Source organism: Sphingomonas natans (assembly GCF_030546695.1).
Taxonomy (GTDB): domain Bacteria; phylum Pseudomonadota; class Alphaproteobacteria; order Sphingomonadales; family Sphingomonadaceae; genus Sphingomonas_I; species Sphingomonas_I natans.
In genome coordinates, this window is sequence record NZ_JAUOTP010000005.1 from 145,401 (window position 1) to 164,081 (window position 18,681).

Here is an 18,681-nt window from a genome sequence, read left to right on the forward strand (position 1 = left end):
TAATGGGCAGCTACGTCGGCGCTTCATACCTCGTGCCGAGGCGTCGAGCGCGATGATAGCATTATCGGATCGGCGCCCGAGCGACCGGCGTTTTGGCCTTGCTTCGGGAATCCTGCTCGTGCTCGCCGGGTTCGCGGCGCATGCCGCTCCGCCGCCGGCGCCCGCCATTCCCGCCGCAGCGATCTACAAGGATCCCTCGCAGCCCGTCGAGGCCCGGGTCGACGACCTTCTTCCCCGCATGACGCTCGACGAGAAGATCGCGCAGATCACCGCGGTCTGGGAGGGCAAGACCGCGATCTTCGACGACAAGCTCCAGCTGGATCTCGTCAAGCTGCGCGCCAGATATCCGAGCGGCCTGGGCCAGGTGACGCGGCCGTCCGACGCGAAGGGGGCGGTCTCGCCCCGCGTGACGCCGGGCCGCGACATCCGCCAGACGATCGCGCTCGTCAACGCGCTCCAGCGCTGGGCCACGTCCGAGACGCGCCTGGGCATCCCGATCCTGTTCCATGAAGAAGCTCTGCACGGTTACGCCGCGGTCGGCGCGACGAGCTTCCCGCAGGCGATCGCGCTCGCCTCCTCCTGGGATCCCGATCTCGTCCGCCGGATCGATACGGTCATCGCGCGCGAAGTGCGTGCGCGCGGCGTCAGTCTCGCGCTCTCGCCGGTCGTCGACATCGCCCGCGATCCGCGCTGGGGGCGGATCGAGGAGACGTTCGGCGAGGATCCCTATCTGGTCGGCGAGATGGGCGTCGCCGCGGTGGAGGGGCTGCAGGGTCCCGGCCGCGCGCGCATCATCGGGCCCGATCATGTCTTCGCGACGCTCAAGCATCTGACCGGCCACGGCCAGCCCGAGAGCGGCAACAATGTCGGCCCCGCGCCGATCTCCGAACGCGAATTGCGCGAGAATTTCTTCCCGCCGTTCGAGGAAGTCGTGAAACGCACCGGCATCGAGGCGGTCATGGCCTCGTATAACGAGATAGATGGCGTCCCCTCGCATGCGAACCGCTGGCTGCTGCACGATGTCCTGCGCGGCGAGTGGGGCTATCGCGGCGCGATCGTCAGCGACTATTCGGCGATCGACCAGTTGAAGGACATCCACCACATCACCGACAGCCTCGAGGGCGCCGCAGTGCGCGCGCTGGCGGCGGGGGTGGACGCCGATCTGCCCGACGGGCTTTCCTACGCCACGCTCGCCAAGGCGGTGCGCGAGGGCCGGGTGCGCGAGGCCGATGTCGATGCCGCCGTCCGCCACATGCTGGAGCTCAAGTTCCGCGCCGGCCTGTTCGAGGAACCGCTCGCCGATGTCGCTCATGCCGAGCGGATCACCAACGATGCCGACGCGCGCGCGCTTGCCTTGCTGGCGGCGCAGCGTTCGATCACCCTGCTCAAGAATGACGGAATGCTGCCGCTGGCCCTGCCCTCTGCCAGCTCCAAGCCGACCATCGCGGTCATCGGCCCGAGCGCGGCGGTGGCGCGGCTGGGCGGCTATTACGGTCAGCCGCCGCACAGTGTCTCGATCCTCGAAGGCCTCAGGACCAAGCTTGGCACCAGCGCCAACCTCGTCTTCGCGCAGGGCGTGAAGATCACCGAGAATGACGATTGGTGGGAGAATGACGTCAAGCTCGCCGATCCCGCCGAAAATCGCCGCCTGATCGCGGAAGCCGTGGAGGCGGCGCGTGCGGCCGATACGATCATCCTGTGCATCGGCGATACCGAGCAATCGAGCCGCGAGGGCTGGGCGCCCAACCATCTGGGCGATCGCGACAGCCTCGATCTCGTCGGCCAGCAGCAGGACTTGTTCGATGCGCTCAAGGCGCTGGGCAAACCGATCGCGGTCGTGCTCATCAACGGCCGGCCGGCCTCGACCGTCGCCATCGCCGAACAGGCCAATGCCATCCTCGAAGGCTGGTATCTCGGCGAACAGGGCGGCAATGCCGTGGCGGACGTCCTGTTCGGGACGGTCAATCCCGGCGGCAAGCTGCCCGTGACGATCCCGCGCTCGGTCGGCCAGTTGCCCGTCTTCTACAATTCCAAGCCGTCCGCGCATCGCGGCTATCTGTTCGGCGACAACGCGCCCCTGTTCCCGTTCGGATGGGGGCTCAGCTACACAAGCTTCGACATCGGCGCGCCCCGCCTGTCCGCCGCGAAGATGGGAACCGGCGGCTCGGCGAACGTATCGGTCGACGTCCGCAACACGGGCAAGCGCGCCGGCGACGAGACCGTGCAACTCTACATCCACGATCTGGTGAGTTCCGTGACCCGACCGGCGAAGGAATTGCGTGGCTTTCAGCGCGTCACCTTGCAGCCCGGCGAACGGCGCACCCTGACCTTCGCGCTCACGCCGCACAGCCTGGAAATGTGGAACGACCAGATGCACCGCGTCGTCGAACCCGGCAAATTCGAGATCATGACCGGCGGAAACTCGATCGATCTCAAAACGACGCTGCTGACAGTCGAATAGCGCTCATCACTGCCGCCCTCAAAGCGCGTCGGGGATCATCCTGCCCTTCACGATCGTCGCCATGCACGAACGCGTCGCGGATCGGCCCACCCGCCCCGATCGGCTTAGAGCGTTTGGATGTCTAATCGCAGGCTCGCCCGGACCGATAAGGCCGCGCGCCCTCTGCTGTTGCTAATTGCGTTCGCTTCGGACGCTGATTTGGGTTTGGCCGAACCGCGAGTGCTGAGAGTGGGTTATGGCCGACTGGCGCTTTCGGGGATCCGGCAACTGAGGCGCCGATCTCTCGGCCTCAATAATGTTCGCGCAAACCCAATAGGCGACACTCAGCCGCCCTCGGCGCTCGCCGAAACCCGCCTTTCGTTCACATCGTCTGCAAGCGGGGATCGAGCGTAAGGTCGCAGACGCCGCGCCACCAGCTTTCCCGAAAAGGATGGTGGGTGGAGATCGGACCGGCGTCCTTCAAACCCGCTCGGGGCGAGAGGGTATAGACGAATGCGAGCGTAGATCGGCCTCTTTACAGATCACGTTGCGCCTCATTAGTGTTGGGAGCCTCGCGTAACTGACGCTGCAAGATGGGTACCCATCGGGAAGCGCGAGAGTAGCTGGCCGCGCGTCTGGGTGTCCCTCCCGCTTGGAGAAAGTCGATGCCCGAATTGACTAGCCTGCTGGCTTTTGCTGCCATCGCCCTCGGCATGGTCCTGACGCCGGGACCGAACATGGTCTATCTGATATCGCGGTCCATCTGTCAGGGCAGAACCGCAGGCCTGATCTCCTTGGGCGGCGTCGCCTTGGGCTTCGTGTTCTACATGCTGTGTGCGGCGTTCGGCATCACGGCCCTCGTGCTGGCAGTGCCTTACGCTTATGACACTATCCGCATCGTCGGCGCCCTCTATCTGCTGTGGCTCGCGTGGCAGGCCGTCCGCCCTGGTGGACGCTCGCCGTTCCAGGTCAGGGACTTGCCCGAGGATGGGCCGCGCAAACTCTTCCTCATGGGGTTCCTGACCAACCTTCTGAACCCTAAGATCGCCGTCATGTACCTCTCCCTACTGCCGCAGTTCATCGATCCGGATCGCGGCAGCGTGCTGGGGCAGGCGCTCGTTCTTGGAACAGTTCAGATTGTCATCAGCGTCTTCGTGAACGCCATGATCGCGGCGTCGGCAGCCTCAATCGCTGTGTTCCTTGTCCGGCGGCCGACATTTGCGCTCGTCCAGCGCTGGGTGATGGGAACGGTGCTGGCAGGCTTGGCGGTCAGGATGGCCACCGAAACGCGACGGTAGTCTGGGATGGCCGCTCGCTCACCATTGATGCGCTGTAAGCAGTGAGCGAGACGGTCGACTAGTTTCCGATGCTAGATCAGAAAGGCCGGATCAGAGCGTGCTGGCGAGCGGCAGGATGTAGTCGCGGGTCAGAGGTGCTAAAGACATCGCCGTCGCAGTAACGTGATCGACCCAGACGGCCTCCTCAATCTCCGCCCCCGTGTCGGGGTCCTGCCGCATCCGAACATGAAAGATTTCAGCCTCAACAATGTGGCCTGGTTCATTGGCAGCCGGCGCGGAGTAGCAACCGAGATAACGCGCATTGTCGTCAGCTAATACCAATCCGATCTCCTCTTCCAGTTCGCGGCGAAGTGCACTGACCGGGTTCTCGCCGTCCTCGATCTTTCCGCCGGCTTGCATGAACCATTCGGTTCCGGTCTTGCGAACCAACAGCAGACGACCTGCATCGTCGTCGATTAAAGCAGCTGCTATCCGGATCGTGCGAGAGGCCTCGTTGCTCATGCCACCTTGCTAGCAGCGGTTATGGTTCGCTCAACCATCTTCCCAACTGAGAACGTGGCGCGGGAACGCCATCCCGCTGATCGAGTGCCCGCTACTTAGGCATGGCATTCCCAAAACTTGTTCTAGGCTGCCTGCCCCGGATCGGGCGCTCAGACATAAGCCGATATATAGTTGTACAATTTCGATCCTGCACGCCAGGCGCAATCAATTTCCGGAGTAGCTCTCAACGATTGACAAGGATCCGGAGTTTTTTGCGGACCTTAATTGTGCGATTATTAGATGGGACAAGCTGTCGCCGGCGCGCTGACCGTCGATCGTTCGGAGCGCGGCTCGCAGTTCGTTGGGCGGATGTGGAGTCGTGATGGCGATCGCATGATCGGTTCCGAATGGGGGAACAACCTCGGTTTGCAGCACCAGCGTCCTGACATCGCTCCGGATCTCGCCGTCCCCGTCCGCCCCCAGCGGGTACAGAAGCTGGATCGTGCCATCCGAGCCAAGATTGAAAACCGTGGCGTAGAGGCGGCCCGCGAGGTTCCCCTTCGCGGTGCGAGCGAGGTCGAACGATACCTTCGCATGTTCCGAATAGACGATATCGCCGCCGGCGGGCTCGATCACAAGGCGTGTATTCAGTTCGGACACGAACGGGGCGAGCGTCTGCACGGCGCGCCATTTTGCCACCACCCCATTCAGCCCACCGACGCTCGTCACCGCGCTCGCGACGAGATCGCCCGATCGACGCAGGACATCGCCGGTGACCGCATCCCACAGGAAGTCCGCCTCGCCGGCCGACCCCACGATGTGCCACCCCACCTCGGGCGGCACTGCCGGTGCCTGTCCGCGGAACATCGCGACAGCGACGGGACCTCCCAGCGGCATCGGCCTGCGGGGCGGCAGCGAGGAGAGGATCGGCAGATCCGACCAGCCCGGCGGGAAGAAGGTCGTGCTCTCCTGCCGCTGTGCGGTCACCATCCGGACCTGGCTGTTCAAATAGGTGCTCAGTTCCAGCACGCTTACGCGCCCGTCCCCGTCCAGATCCGCGATCGCAGTCCCGCCTTCGCCCGTCGACAGGCTGAGCGCGGATTCGAAGGCATAGGTCAGAACCCCGCGCGAGGGCGCGCCCTGCTGCGGCAGCGGAACCTCCAGCGCGAGCTGATCGTCGCGCGAGGCGCCGATATAGACGAGATTGGGGAGATCGTCGCGCCGCTCGTCGGTCGGCTCGGACGAAGACGCGACGAGGCCGGGGAGCTGCGGTCCGGGCCTGGCGACTAGCTCGAACGCGCGCTCCTCGCCCCGGAAAGCCAGTCGCGGCGTGAAGCCGAAGGCGCGCGTATCGACGGCGCGGTGCATCGTGCCCGAATGGCAGCTGTCGACCAACATCAACACGCGTACATCGGACGGCACATAGCGCTTGAGCCAGGTGTAGAAGTCCTTGTCGACGATGAACCGCTCGGGATCCTGATGATCCGGATCGAACCCGGCGAGCGGTACGAACTGATCGAATGCCCCGTCCTCGGTCGTCGCGACCCGCGCCCTCGCCTGCGCGCCGTGGCCCGAATAATAAAGCAAAACCCAGTCGCCCGGTTTCGCCCGCGCGCCCATCGCCTGCAGCGCGTGTTCCGCCTTCGATCGGCTGACCTCGCCATCCTTGAGCGTGACCACATCCGTCGCGCCCATCGATCGTGCGAGGCTCTCCATCGCCGCGACATCATTGGCCGGGCCGACCAGATCATGAATGCTGGGCGAAGAGTAATGCGAAACGCCGAGCAGGAGCGCGCGCGTCTCGCAAAAGGCGGGTGCGGAGATGGACGCGGCTGCAGCGAGCGCAGCCGTCAATAACATCCGCCCCTTCACGGGCGGGCCACCTCGTCCGGATCGAGATCCCGCGCCACGCGCAGGCCGACATCGTCGCGGCGCCTTGACGGCTCGATCGCGAAGCGGTTTGCGAGGCGCAACTCGGCCGGTACGCTCTGGAACGAGCCGCCACGGACGATCCGCCGCCGGCAGTCGGCGACGCAGCCAGACGTCCACTCCCAGACATTGCCCTCGGTCTGGTAGAGGCCGAAGCTGTTGGCCGGATAGGCATTCACGGCCTCGGGATAGCCGCGATAGGGGCTCGTCGGCGATCCCCGATAGCGGCCTGTCTGGTCGTAATTGGCATTCGAGGGCGCAATCTCATCGCCCCAGGCAAAGGCGGTCCCGCTGCCGGCGCGGCTCGCATATTCCCATTCCTCTTCGCTGGGGAGCCGATACACACGCCCCGAACGTGCCGAGAGCCAGGCGACGAATGCCTGCGCGTCGCCATATCCGATGCTGCTCGCCGGGATCAGCGGATTGGGATTCTCCTTCGCCCAGGACGGGATCCGAGCGCACGCCCCCTCGCGCACGCATGCCGACCACTCCGCGACCGTCACCTCGTAGACACCCAGCGCGAAAGCGCGTGCGATCGGAACATCGTGCTGCGCCGGTTCATCCCCACGCCGTCCCACTTCCGACAATAACGAGCCGATCTGCGCCGTCCCCGCCGGGATCGGCCGCATCCACGGGCAATTGGCGCAATCGTAGAAGCGATCTCCACTCGTGGGGTCGCACGAGACGAAGCAGGGCGGCTGGCCCTGCAAGCCATAATCGAAGGTCGGCTTTTGATAGGCGCCGGTCGGCTTCAGCGCGACACGGTCCGAGACGCGCTTCATCGCCTCGGCAATGTTCTGCTGCGGACGCCGGATCTCCTCGGCCAGCACCTTGGAGAAGATACCGTCGTCGAACGCCGCCTCACCCGCGCTGGTCGAGAAGGCGACGAGATAGCCTTGATCGACGCGGATCTGGCCCTCGCCCTCGCGCAACACGCGCCGGAAACCCTTCGCGCCCTGCACGGCGGGGGCAGGAGCGGCGGATGGCGGGGCGGCCGCCGGAAGCGCCACGCCATCTGCGATGCTCCGGCACATATCGAGCACGACCAGCAACGTCCGCGTGCCCGAGCCGATCAGTTTGCGCGCGATCTCAAGGCGCGACAGCCCGGCGGCGAGGTTGGCGGCGGTGGCATCTACCGGCACCATCGTCACATCGCCGCCGGCGCCGAGCGCCACGCCGTGGCCCGAATAATAGAGCATCCCGAAGCTGTTCGGCCCGGCCGCCGCCAGCTTCGCCTTAAATGCCTCGATCTCGGCGAGCATCGCCGCTGTATTCAGGTCGCGTCGGGCACGGACCCCCCCACTGCCCGACGCGTCGACGAACCCTGTCGCGGTCAAGGCGGCGGCGATCTTGTCGCCATCGCCATAGGTCGCGCTGAGCCCGTCGAAGCTCCGATATTGGCCGTTCGCGATGACGAGGGCGAGCCGCGGCTCCGCCGCCCGCTGCGCCATTGCCGGCGCGGCCAGCGCCATGACCATCGCCAGCAGGAGCGCCAGCGCGATGGCCAGACGCCCTCGCATCAGAAGCGGAAGCCGAGCCCGGCCGTGTAGCTGTGATAGCCGCGGGCCTGGGTCGTGTTGAAGTTCAGGCGCACGAGATCGCGGCTCGCGCGCACCGATTCCTCGCGCCCGCGCAGGCCGAACGACAAGGTCGCCTCGTGGAAATGATTGTTGCGTAGCTTGTCGCCGGCGAAGGCGGTGTAGCCGTAGCTCGCACGCAGCGAGGTAAGGCGCCCGCTCATCCGCATCTTGAGCGGCAGTTCGTAGGCAAGGCCATTGCGAAACGACCAGTTGCGCAGGTCCGGATTAAAATTGGCGTTGGTGGCAGGCGGCGCGAGCGTCGCACCATAGCCGACCATGTTGCCGATCACGAGCCGACCGCGGCCGATTCCCTGGATCAGGTAGCGGCTGGTCACCGAGCCCTGCAGGATCGTCCCTGCCGACCCCGCCTGCCGCGAGAAGACCGCGCCGTAAGCGATACGCGGCTCGACCGACCAACGCTGCTCTATCAGAGCCGTCTCCAAGCCGAGGCCGACCTGCGCCGTATAAGACGTGATCTTGTTCGCGTGCGCGTAGCTGAACGGGAGATCGAACTTCAGGAGTGCGCGATTGCCTTCAAACAAACGAAAACCGCGCATGATGCGTCCGTCCGTCCGGCCGACGCTGAAGCGACCGGCGGAGCCCGTCGTGTAGGCCGCGCCGACGATCCACGGATCGCCCGAGGTATTCGCGCCGCCCTCGACCAGTGAATCCCCGTTCGTCAGGTCGAGCGCGCTTCGCACCATCGAGGCCTGCAGGCTTCCCGGATTGCCCGCGAGCGGATCGACCGGCGAATTGCGCGCAAAGCCGCGGCTGATGCAACGGAACAGGTCGCGAATGGCAGGATTTTCCTCGTCGTCCGTCAGATCGTCGAACGTGTTGAAGGCGCCCTGGCGCGTCTGTCCGGTATAGGAGAAATTGCACGCCGTGCCGTTGCGCAGGCTCACAGTGTTGCCGTCCGGATTGACGAAGCGGATTACGAGCGTCGGGCTGCCCTGTGCATACGATGCCAAAGCGGTTGCGCCCCGCAGATCGAACACCGAGTTGATCGCGCCGAAATTCGCGGTCTGGGTGCCGACCGTCGCGGCAATCTCGCTCGGATCAAGATAGGTGGTCACGTCTTCGATAGCGGACTGCTGGAAGCTGCGCGCGGTGGTGACGCCCGTGAGGCTCGTCGCCTGAATGCCGATCCGGAAATTGTCCGTCAGGCTGGTATAATTGCCGATGTTCGGGACTGCCTGCGCACCCGCGCCCTCCGCGGCCAGCAACGTGACCAACGCGCCGCCGAACGCGAGCACAGACGGACGCGGTTGCGCCTGTTTACGATTACTCATTGAAAAACTTCCCCGATTGGGGCGGCATCCCCATGCCGCCGACGAACGTCACGCGGTTGCGGGTAACGGGGCGAGCCACGCGGCGCATACCTCATTTGAAATAGGCCAGGGCTTGACCGGCCTAACAAAATGTTGTGGCCGATATTTTGCACGGGGGTGTGGGCGAGAAGCAACAGGGGGCCAATTTTGCCGAATTCCGGGGCCGATCCCGCATCCGTTTCAAATCTGTTCTATGCTGCCGCGACAGGTAATGGGGATTGGGGCGACGCTTTGTCTGCCCTGGCGACCCTTACTGGCTCTTATACGGGTGAGCTTTTGGGCTTCGGTCGCGCCAACGCTCTCGCTTTCTATTGTCGTAACGCGATCGCGCCGGAACTCATCGACGATTTCAGGGATGCGCGGGGTTATGATCCCGCGGTCAACTCCCGCGTGCGCCTTGGCCTGCAAACCAGCCCGTTCGAGATCCGCGACGAGCGTGACTTCACCACGGCGCTAGATGCCGAGCGGAACCCGGAATATGGCGAGTATATCCGCAAGATCGACGGACCCTATATTTGCCTCGCAAACCTGCTGCGGGAGCAGGGCATGACGGTGGGTTTATCCGTCATCAGAACGGCGGCGCAGGGCAATATATCGGCCGATGAGCGGCGCGCTTTCGCCGACGTCATGCCGCATGTGCGATCGGCGGTCAGAACGCACCTGCTGCTTGAAGATCGCCAAATCACCGCAGTTGCCGATACATTTGAGCGCGTCGCCGCCGCCGCATTCATCTGCACGAGCGACGGAATCGTACAGGCATTGTCGCCGGCGGCGGAAACGTTGCTGCGCGAGGGAGGTTGGCTCAGTGTGCGTGATGCTACACTCGTATCGTACCAGGCAAATGACACGCGTCGACTGCATGCCGCGCTCCGCAACGCTGTCGTCGCGGGCGGCGATATGGCATCGTCCCCGCCTCGTCCGTTCATGATACGCAATGCTGCGGACGAACTGCTACCGCTCGAAGCGATGCCTTATATCGCGCGCGGTAGTCTGCGAAGCGATAACCTCGCGATCCTCCTGGCCAAACCGCCACGGGACATGGGCCTGAGAGCCAGCTCGATTGCACGGTCGCTCTTTCAGCTGACGAAAAGGGAGGCTGCGATCGCCACCGAACTGGTGCGAGGTCGCACCGTTGCCGACATTGCCGAGGCCAGCGGCGGTGCCGTCGGCACGGTTCGCGTTCACCTGCGCAATATTTTCGAGAAGGTCGGCGTCCACAATCAGGCGCAGCTGATCAGTAAGTTGTGTGCCTATCTGTGAGCATTCCATTCGACGGTGTGCCGGCGGTGGCGGCCTGGCAGCATCCATTGGCGGTCTCTCGGAATTTCTTCCTTTGCTTGGCGGAGGTGGCGACAAGACTGGACTGCGGCCCGTGATGACTCACATCAGACATTCCGAACGGCCCTCGCGCTTGTCGATATCGGCTGCCCGTTCACGAGGGCTCCGGCGGCTACGTAGCGGGATAGCGGCCGCGTCGCTCATATTGGCTGGCATCTGCGCATCGCCGCCGTTCCTGCAAGATACGTCGCTGCGAAGCTACCGCAGGGTCGCGCCTGCGAGCCGCGCGGTGGCCGAGAGGGTGGTCTGCGCCGCGTTCAGGCCGAGCAGGAAGTCCTTGTCGCTGTAGGTGGCGTAGAGATCGGTTGGCTGGTGCCACTGTGGGTCCCAGCCGCTTCCGACCTGGGCTCCGCGGTCGTTCTCGCGCAGGCTGACCGCCGGCGCCACATCCATGAACGGCGTTGAATCGGTATTGGTCATGTGGCGCCCAACCGCGGCCGGATAGTCGGTGGCGTAGCGTTCGTTGGCCGCTTGCAGGGCCACGGCCAGCTCTTGCGACTGGGAGGCGAACTTCGACGCGGACTGGAATTCGATGTTCACGTCGGCCTCGGGACGCTGCACGGGACTGAGGCTGCCATCGGCCTTGGGCATGCCGTGGTCGAACAGCATCATGTCGTGCTGCATGACGCCGAGCCATTTCGGCTCGGGGTAGCGGCCCGATCCGGCGGGAGACTCCTTGCCTTGCAGCGCCGCCCGCTGATCGACATAGGCTTTGGCGCCGTTCAGCCCGGTCTCCTCGTTATTCCACAGGATGAAGCGGATCGAGCGGTCGGTCCGCACATCAGGGCTGCTGAACACGCGCGCCAGCTCCATCACCAGCGCCGTGCCCGAGCCATCGTCATTCGCCGCCTCGCCAAAGCCGATACCGTCCATGTGAGCACTGACGATATACATCTCGCCCGGGTGGCCGGTCCCGATCTTGGTGCAATAAACCTCCTGGCGCTCTCCCGGGACCGCAGGCGGGGTGTCCAGCGCCCTGATCCTGTTGTCAGGCTGGGCGTTGGGATCGCTGTTCACGCCGGTCTTGCTGGTAAAACCGCGCGACCGCCCGCCGCCGACCGACAGGCCGGGTTCGTCCGACCCGGCGGAGACCGCCGCCTTGGCCGGTGCGACGCGATGCACAGGCTCCTCGCCGAACGTATATGTCAGGCGCTCGGTGTTGGTGCAGCCGTAGCTCTTGAGTTGGGCTTCGATCCAGTCGATCGCGGCGCGATTGCGGGCGGTGCCCTGGCGGCGGTCGCCGAATTGGGTGAGGCTTTTGATCGTCGCCTTGTACCGCTCCAGATCCAGCCTCTTCACCAGCACGCGGACGGGATCGACCGCCGGAGCAGCCGGCTGAGCCAAGAGCGGTGAAGCCAGGGCAAGAATGACTGCCCCAGCGGCGGCCCTGAGGACGCGCCTCGCCTTCGGATGGCCCAGCATGTCGTTCATCGCGTCCCCTTCTCACCGCAACGATCCGTAAGGATCGGATTCCGGACCCACCGTAGCCGAGGTGTGGCCGAGCACGATATCGAAATGGAGCCGCTAAAGTCTGGAAGCATCGTCTGCTCGGCAAAATCGACGTCGGGACCGTTTTGATCGTGCCTGGCCGAACTATCGCTATCCGCCGTTCGAAGGCACGGGCGGCGCGACCATGCCGATGCGCGCGGCCCTTGTGACAAAGCAGCGCGGTCTTATTCATCAGGCCAGCGCCCGCGGGCAGATCCTCGCGACCGACCGGCAACGTGACTTCGCCATCCGGACGGCCATGGCGAGCGGCAGATCTGGATCGGGCGAGATACACCCGCGCCCTCTATCCGACCCAGGGAAGCCGATCGCGCATATGCGCATGAGTAATTGGCAACTCCGCTCACTTACTGGTCAAGCCAATGTCGTCGAGAGGCCGATATGAGCGCGACCCTGGCTGCGAGGATCGGCCATTGCTTACAATTTCGCCGCACCGCCGTATCGCGCGCGGGTCGAGGCGACCGAGCGCCGCGCCTGTGCGATCGCGCGCTCCTCGGTGGCGAACAGCAGATAATCCATCACCTGCCCCAGATGCGCGCGCATCGCCGCGCGGGCGGCTGCCGGATCGCGGGCGCGCAGCGCGGACGCGATCGCGGCATGCTCCTCCACGTCCGGTCGCACATTGGCGATGCGCGCCTTCTCGTGGAGGAGCGCGCATTCGGGTGAGTCCGATCGCATCGACCAGAAACGCTCGACCGTATCGGCGATCACCGCGTTGCGCGTCGCCCGCGCGATCAGCAGGTGGAAGGCATGATCGGCCTTGTCGCCCACCTGCGCCTGCTCATTTTCCTGTGCGATCCGGACAACGAGTTCGTCGAGCGCATCGAGTTCGGCATCGGTGATCTGCAACGCCGCGAGCGCCGCCGCCTCGCCCTCGAAGGCGAGCCGCGCCTCCGTCAATTCGAAGGCCGTGGCGTGGAAATCCGGATGATCCTTGGTACCCGGCAGGCGCCGCACATAGGCACCTGAGCCGATCTTCACTTCGATCAGGCCCTGCACTTCCAGCGCGATCATCGCCTCGCGCACGGCCGGACGACTCACATTATACAGCGCGGCAAGCTCGCGCTCGGCCGGAAGCCGCGCGCCGATCTTGTGCCGCCCCGCCGCCAGCTCATCGAACAATTGCCGCGCGAGCCGCTGATACAGGCGATCGGCTTGCGGGGCCTCGCCTACCGCCCTCTGCGCGTCGACGGCGTTGGCGGACGGGCGGATCATGACAGGACTCCAGACAAATCGGACATACCAATTTTCTTGAAATCGGCAAGCCGCACGCTACAAGCCGGCGATATCAAACGGAAGTAGGCAAGCATGAAGATCACGGCCGCAAAAGTCATCGTCACCTGCCCCGGGCGGAATTTCGTGACGCTCAAGATCGAAACCGATCAGGGCGTGTACGGCATCGGCGACGGTACGCTCAACGGCCGCGAGCTTTCGGTCGTCGCCTATCTTCAGGAGCATGTCGTCCCCTGCCTCATCGGCATGGACCCCCGCCGCATCGAGGATATCTGGCAATATCTCTATCGCGGCGCCTATTGGCGGCGCGGGCCGGTGACGATGCGCGCGATCGCCGCCGTCGACGTCGCCTTGTGGGACATCAAGGCCAAGATGGCCAATATGCCGCTCTACGATCTGCTCGGCGGCAAGAGCCGCGAGGGCGTGATGGTCTATGGCCATGCCAACGGCACCGACATCGCCGAGACGGTGGACGCGGTCGGCCACTATATCGACATGGGCTACAAGGCGATCCGCGCGCAGACCGGCATTCCGGGCGTGGAAGGCGTCTACGGCGTCGGCCGCGGCAAGCTCTATTACGAGCCGGCGGACGCCGCTCTGCCCTCGCTGATGGGCTGGGACACGCGCAAGGCGCTCAACTACATCCCGAAGCTGTTCGAGAAGATCCGCGACACGTACGGCTTCGATCGCCATCTGCTGCACGACGGCCATCATCGCTACACGCCGCTGGAGGCCGCTAATCTCGGCAGGCTGCTGGAGCCCTATCAGCTCTTCTGGCTGGAGGATTGCACCCCGGCCGAGAACCAGGAGGCGTTCAAGCTCGTCCGCCAGCACACGACGACGCCGCTGGCCGTGGGCGAGATCTTCAACACGATCTGGGACGTCAAGGATCTGATCCAGAACCAGCTGATCGATTATATCCGGATGACGATCGTCGGATCGGGCGGCGTCACGCACCTGCGCCGCGTCGCCGATCTGGCGAGCCTCTACCAGGTCCGCACCGGCTGCCACGGCGCGACCGACCTGTCGCCGGTGACGATGGGCACCGCGCTGCATTTCGACACGTGGGTGCCCAATTTCGGCATCCAGGAATATATGCGCCACACGCCCGAGACCGACGCGGTCTTCCCGCACACCTATTTCTTCGAGGACGGTCTGCTCTATCCGGGCGACAGCGTCGGCCACGGTGTCGACATCGACGAGGCCGAGGCGGCGAAATATCCGTACAAGCCGGCCTATCTGCCGGTCGCGCGTCTCGAGGACGGGACGATGTGGAACTGGTAGCGGGGCGCGGGGCGGCCGATCGGCTGGCCTGACAGCCGGATGCGGCGCCCTGCAGGAGGCGCGGAGAGCAAGGAGAAGAGGCTGGGCCTTCGTCCCAAAGGGGCGTTCGGATGTGGCGCAAAGCGCGTCCGCCTCCGCCCATTAGCGGACAGATGATGGCTTCAGGCCGTTCCCGGTTGCGGACGTTGTAGGGCCAGCTACGCTTCACCCATGACTGAGCCAGTTCCTCATTTTCACGATGGTTACGTGACCGGCCTTAGCCTTCGGGAAAGGGCCGCTGCCATCTATCTCCAAGACGTTGTGGGGTCGGATTACGAGCTGGTCCTTGATGGCTTGGAAGCGCTGCAAATCGACGATTTTCGTGAAGGCAATATCATCTCAAATGTTGAGATTATTACCGGCCGTACACCCGATGCGGATACCGACTTCGATCGCCTCTTCGTGCCACCTCATCCCTCGGCAGCCACGCAGTATCAGGAGGCACACGCGCTTCTTATGAAACGGCAAATCGCGCGGATCGAAAGCGGAGAGACCTGCTTGGTAGTAATTGTGCCGTCCCTTGGCGCGGATCTGCTCGCCATTTGCCAAGGCGTCCTGTGTCGCCCCGTATGACGACCTCCGCCAGTCCAGCGTCACCCTTGAAAAGCGGACCGTCGCCTATCCACCCATTCCCGCCGTTACCTCCCCTCCCTGAAAGGGAGGGGATTGAGGGGTGGGTTGCTGTCCGGCCGGGCGCATCGGTGGATAGCGACCCACCCCCAGCCCAGCATCAGGTCGGTCATGCTCCCAGCACGACCTGAACAGTGCGGGGGCGCTGTTCACCTGATGCTCTTCCAGGGAGGGGAGCCAAACGTCCGCTGTCCAGCGGTTGCGGTCATATGTCGGCTGGACCGAAGAGGATGCGGTCCGCGCCGTTCACCTCCACCCACCCTCACCCCTTCCTTGCACGGAAGGGAGCGAGGGCCGCCAGGCTTTCCCCGCTTTCCGATGGCGCCATCTTATTTCGCGGCCGCTTCGCGCTTCGCATAATAAGCCGCCAGCACGTCGAACGCCTGCTTGCGCTGGCCCGTCTCGGAGATCAGGCCCTTGCGGTTCCAGCCCTGCTGGAAATCCGGATTCTGCCGGCGCGGCGAGCGGAAGTCCTTCAGGATCCACGGCGAAAGGCCGCGCAACGTCGGCAATCTGTCCATCATCGCCAGCGTCTGGCGATAATATTCGGCCTGGAATTCTTCCGAAAATTTCTGCGGATCGCTGATGTCGTGGAAGCCCGCCTTCGCGTCCGCGCCGAATTCCGAGAAGAGAAGCGGCTTGTTCGTGGGGACTTTCCAGATCGAGGACGGGAGCGTCGCGAGCCGGTCCTGGCTGTACCAGCCATTATAGGTGTTGATCGCGACGATATCGAGCGCGTCGGCCAGCGGATCGACCATCTCCATGACGGGCGGACCGTCCCCCTTCGCGCGCTCGACCAGCAAGGCGGCGCCGACGAGACGCGTGTCGTCCAGCCGGCGCACGTCGCCGACCAAAGTGCGCAGGAAAGTGTTGCGTGCATCGGTCACGGGCGTCTCGTTGGAGACGCTCCAGATCGCGACCGAGGCGCGGTTGTGATCGCGCACGATATTCTCGGCCAGCATGTTGCGCGCGGTCGCCAGCGTCTCCGGATTGGACCAGGCGACCTGCCAGTAGACCGGCACCTCGCTCCAGACGAGCAGGCCGAGTTCGTCGGCCATGCGCGTCATCACTTCGGTATGCGGATAATGAGCGAGGCGGACATAATTGCCGTGCAGGCCGGTCTTCACCTCGCTCAGCAGCGCGCGGGCGCTGGCGGGGGTGATCGCACGGGTCGGATCGGTGCCGATCTCCTCCTCGTGGAGGCTGATGCCGCGCAGGAAGATGGGCTTGCCGTTGAGCAGGATATCGGTGCCGCGCACCTCGATCGTCTTGAAGCCGATGCGATCCTTCCACTCGTCTTCGCCGCTGGCGATGGCGACGTCGTAGAGCTTGGGCCGATCGGGCGACCAGCGGACGAGCCCGCGCGGCGGCGCGATCACCCCATGCCAATTGCCCTGCGCATCGGTGGTGGCGGATCGGTCCAGCTTCAGTTCGGCGATCTTCAGGTGGATCACGCGGTTGGCGGCGTTCGGCCCGTCCAGATGCACGTCGGCGGCCAGCTTGCCGTCGCGCGTCATCCGCACCCAGGCATCGTCGACATAGGTATCGGGGGTGGCGATCAGACGCACGGGGCGCGTGACGCCGCCATAATTTTCCCAGTCGGTGACGGTGGGCGGCACGGTCGTCTCATCGACCTTGCTGTCGACGCCGACGGTGATCCGGTTCTCGCCATCCTTCAGCAGCTTCGTCACCTCGAAGGCGAAGGGCGTGAAGCCGCCCTCGTGCCGGCCGACGGCCTCGCCGTTCAGATAGACGATCGTCTTGTAGTTGGCCGCGCCGAAGCGGAGGAAGAAGCGGCCCGTGCGGCCGGCGGGCGCGGGGAAGGTCCGCTGGTACCACATCAGGCCCTGATAGTGGCGCAGCTCGGGCGCCTCGGTGAGCCACGACGACGGCAGCGTCGTGAACGGCGAGTGGCCGAGATCGAATTCGTAGAGGACGCGGCCGTCCTTCGCCATTTCGGCGCGCGGATCGATGTCCAGCCAGCGCCGCTGGCCGGCGTCCGGCAGGCCGCCGTGGAAGCCGGCCAGCCCCGAGCGGAACGGATCGATCGAATAATGCCACGGCCCGGACAGCTCCATGCCGCCGCGCATGTCGGCGGAGACGAGGTGCGGGCTCGTCGCCACGGTGGCGAGCGGCGGCGGGGGCGGCGGCGGTGCGCCCTCCTGAGCCGATGCGGGAAGCACGGGCCAGGCCGCGATGCCGATCAGAGCGTAAGCGAGCTTGGTCCGCATGATCTTCTCCTACTTTTATCAGTCAGGAACCGGGCCTGTATTCGAACGACATGCCCTTGGCGCGGCTGGGCTGGAAGCCCTTCCAGATGGTCGAGTCCGGCGCGCCCGGGCTGAAGCCCGGATAGCGGCCGGCGGGCGCCGACGCCCAGACGCCGTCGTCCGAATCCGGCACGAGCCCGTCGAGATAGGCGGCCTTCGCGGCATCGCCTTTCACCATACGATCGAGGAAGGCGGTGATGAAGTGGGCCTGCACGGCGAGGAGCCGATCCTTGCGCCATACCGCGTCCTCGAACCAGTCCTCGTCCCAGAAGGTGGAGCGCATCTGGGGCGGCGCGCCGACCAAGGCGATGCTGTGCCCTGCCTCGCGGAAGGTGAGCAGGTAGCGCGGCGCGTGGACCTGCGCGGCGAAGAGGTTGCGCACGCCCGGATCATATCCCACGACGCGATCCTGGCTGCCGACGATGTAGAGCGTGGGCGTATGGATCGCGGCGACGCCGGGCTCGGCCCACAGCTCCGCGCCGCGCAGCGCCTTGGGCGGCGAGATCGCGACGACCGCCTTCAGGTTCGCCACCCTGATCTCGCCCGCTCTGGCGCCGCCCGCCACATAAGGCGCGAGCACGCCGCGCGTGGCGGCGGCCAGCGCGGGACTGAGCGGCGCGCCGGCGGCGGTGAGCACGCCATAGCCGCCCATCGAATAGCCGATCAGCGCGGTCCGCTCCGGGTCGGCCGCCGCGAACGGCCCCTGCCCCGCTCTAGCGCGGCGCTGCGCCTCGGCCGCGACGAAGGCGATATCGAGCGGCCGGCGCGCGAGCGGCCCCGCGGCGGCGGCTGGCGTCCGGTTGCCGATCGGGGGATCGCGGAACGCAGGCACGACGACGACATAGCCCTTGCTGGCGAGATTTTCGCCGAGCCAGGACAGGACTTCGGGCACGTTGCTATAGCCATGTGCGAGGATGACGAGCGGGAAGCGGCCGGCGGCGGCGCGCGCGTCCGGCGTGGCGATGCCGGGTACGGTGAAAACGACGTCCACCCCGTTCTCGCCGGGCAGAGCGGATCGGTAGATCGTGCCCGGCCCCGCAGCCGCGGCCGGATACCAGATCTTGAGCGGCAGATGGCGATCGACGATCGCGGGCTTGTCCGCGCCCTGCAGCGGATCGGCCTGCTTGGCTTGCACGAATTCCACATCGGCGACGCCGACGGGATATTGGCCGAGCCGCGCCAGTTCCGGTGCGTCGACGCCGGGCTTGGCGGGGGCATCCTCGGCGGAGGCGGCGGCCCCCGACAGGAGGGCCGGGAGCGCGATCGCGATGAGCAGCTGACGAAGCATCACGCCCCTATTCGAATGAGCGAGGCGGAAGCGAT

General features: G+C 65.3%; 13 protein-coding genes and 1 riboswitch. Of the genes, 5 read left to right on the plus strand and 8 right to left on the minus strand.

Going from position 1 to position 18,681, the window contains the following annotated elements; translation table 11 throughout:
- Window positions 1–52: 52 nt before the first annotated feature.
- Together Q4F19_RS12495 and Q4F19_RS12500 are read left to right on the plus strand one after the other, a co-directional pair.
- Window positions 53–2,461 carry a glycoside hydrolase family 3 N-terminal domain-containing protein gene (locus tag Q4F19_RS12495; protein ID WP_303543039.1) on the plus strand — a complete coding sequence of 803 codons (2,409 nt, stop codon included), beginning with the start codon at window positions 53–55 and terminating at the stop codon, window positions 2,459–2,461.
- Window positions 2,462–3,006: 545 nt separating this feature from the next.
- A riboswitch (ZMP/ZTP riboswitch) is annotated at window positions 3,007–3,088 on the plus strand.
- A 17-nt stretch (window positions 3,089–3,105) separates the two neighbouring features.
- Entirely contained in the window at window positions 3,106–3,738 is a 633-nt protein-coding gene (locus Q4F19_RS12500) for a LysE family translocator (RefSeq protein WP_303543040.1), read from the plus strand.
- A gap of 90 nt (window positions 3,739–3,828) precedes the next feature.
- On the opposite strand, the gene Q4F19_RS12505 is transcribed toward Q4F19_RS12500, so the two are convergent.
- The 4 genes from Q4F19_RS12505 to Q4F19_RS12520 form a co-directional block, all read right to left on the minus strand.
- The gene (locus Q4F19_RS12505) at window positions 3,829–4,239 is read right to left on the minus strand and encodes an NUDIX hydrolase (protein WP_303543042.1); all 411 of its coding nucleotides are present in this window, start codon (window positions 4,237–4,239) and stop codon (window positions 3,829–3,831) included.
- A gap of 204 nt (window positions 4,240–4,443) precedes the next feature.
- Complete coding sequence (locus tag Q4F19_RS12510) at window positions 4,444–6,078, minus strand: caspase family protein (protein ID WP_303543044.1); 1,635 nt, start codon at window positions 6,076–6,078, stop codon at window positions 4,444–4,446.
- Between the two features lie 8 nt (window positions 6,079–6,086).
- Window positions 6,087–7,667 (minus strand): SUMF1/EgtB/PvdO family nonheme iron enzyme, encoded by a 1,581-nt coding sequence (locus Q4F19_RS12515; protein ID WP_303543046.1) that lies wholly within the window; start codon window positions 7,665–7,667, stop codon window positions 6,087–6,089.
- On the minus strand, window positions 7,667–9,019 hold the full coding sequence (locus Q4F19_RS12520) for a hypothetical protein (RefSeq protein WP_303543048.1): 1,353 nt from the start codon (window positions 9,017–9,019) through the stop codon (window positions 7,667–7,669). Before Q4F19_RS12520 ends, Q4F19_RS12515 begins: the two co-directional genes overlap by 1 nt.
- A 186-nt stretch (window positions 9,020–9,205) precedes the next feature.
- Between Q4F19_RS12520 and Q4F19_RS12525 the strand changes: the two genes are divergently transcribed.
- A complete protein-coding gene (locus Q4F19_RS12525) occupies window positions 9,206–10,318 on the plus strand; it encodes a helix-turn-helix transcriptional regulator (RefSeq protein WP_303543050.1) in 1,113 nt (370 codons plus the stop codon).
- Between the two features lie 276 nt (window positions 10,319–10,594).
- On the opposite strand, the gene Q4F19_RS12530 is transcribed toward Q4F19_RS12525, so the two are convergent.
- Together Q4F19_RS12530 and Q4F19_RS12535 are read right to left on the minus strand one after the other, a co-directional pair.
- Entirely contained in the window at window positions 10,595–11,827 is a 1,233-nt protein-coding gene (locus Q4F19_RS12530) for a M20/M25/M40 family metallo-hydrolase (RefSeq protein WP_303543051.1), read from the minus strand.
- 492 nt (window positions 11,828–12,319) lie between these two features.
- Window positions 12,320–13,117: a FadR/GntR family transcriptional regulator gene (locus Q4F19_RS12535; RefSeq protein ID WP_303543052.1), complete on the minus strand. Its 798-nt coding sequence runs from the start codon at window positions 13,115–13,117 to the stop codon at window positions 12,320–12,322.
- 93 nt (window positions 13,118–13,210) lie between these two features.
- Here Q4F19_RS12535 and manD point away from each other — a divergent pair, with 93 nt between their 5' ends.
- On the plus strand, window positions 13,211–14,419 hold the full coding sequence (gene manD, locus Q4F19_RS12540; protein ID WP_303543053.1) for a D-mannonate dehydratase ManD: 1,209 nt from the start codon (window positions 13,211–13,213) through the stop codon (window positions 14,417–14,419).
- Between the two features lie 210 nt (window positions 14,420–14,629).
- On the plus strand, window positions 14,630–15,031 hold the full coding sequence (locus tag Q4F19_RS12545) for a hypothetical protein (protein ID WP_303543054.1): 402 nt from the start codon (window positions 14,630–14,632) through the stop codon (window positions 15,029–15,031).
- Window positions 15,032–15,417: 386 nt separating this feature from the next.
- Here the strand turns inward: Q4F19_RS12545 and Q4F19_RS12550 are convergent, their stop codons facing one another.
- The gene (locus Q4F19_RS12550) at window positions 15,418–17,319 is read right to left on the minus strand and encodes a glycoside hydrolase family 2 protein (RefSeq protein ID WP_303543055.1); all 1,902 of its coding nucleotides are present in this window, start codon (window positions 17,317–17,319) and stop codon (window positions 15,418–15,420) included.
- Between the two features lie 22 nt (window positions 17,320–17,341).
- On the minus strand, window positions 17,342–18,646 hold the full coding sequence (locus Q4F19_RS12555) for an alpha/beta hydrolase family protein (protein ID WP_303543058.1): 1,305 nt from the start codon (window positions 18,644–18,646) through the stop codon (window positions 17,342–17,344).
- Window positions 18,647–18,681: the final 35 nt, after the last annotated feature.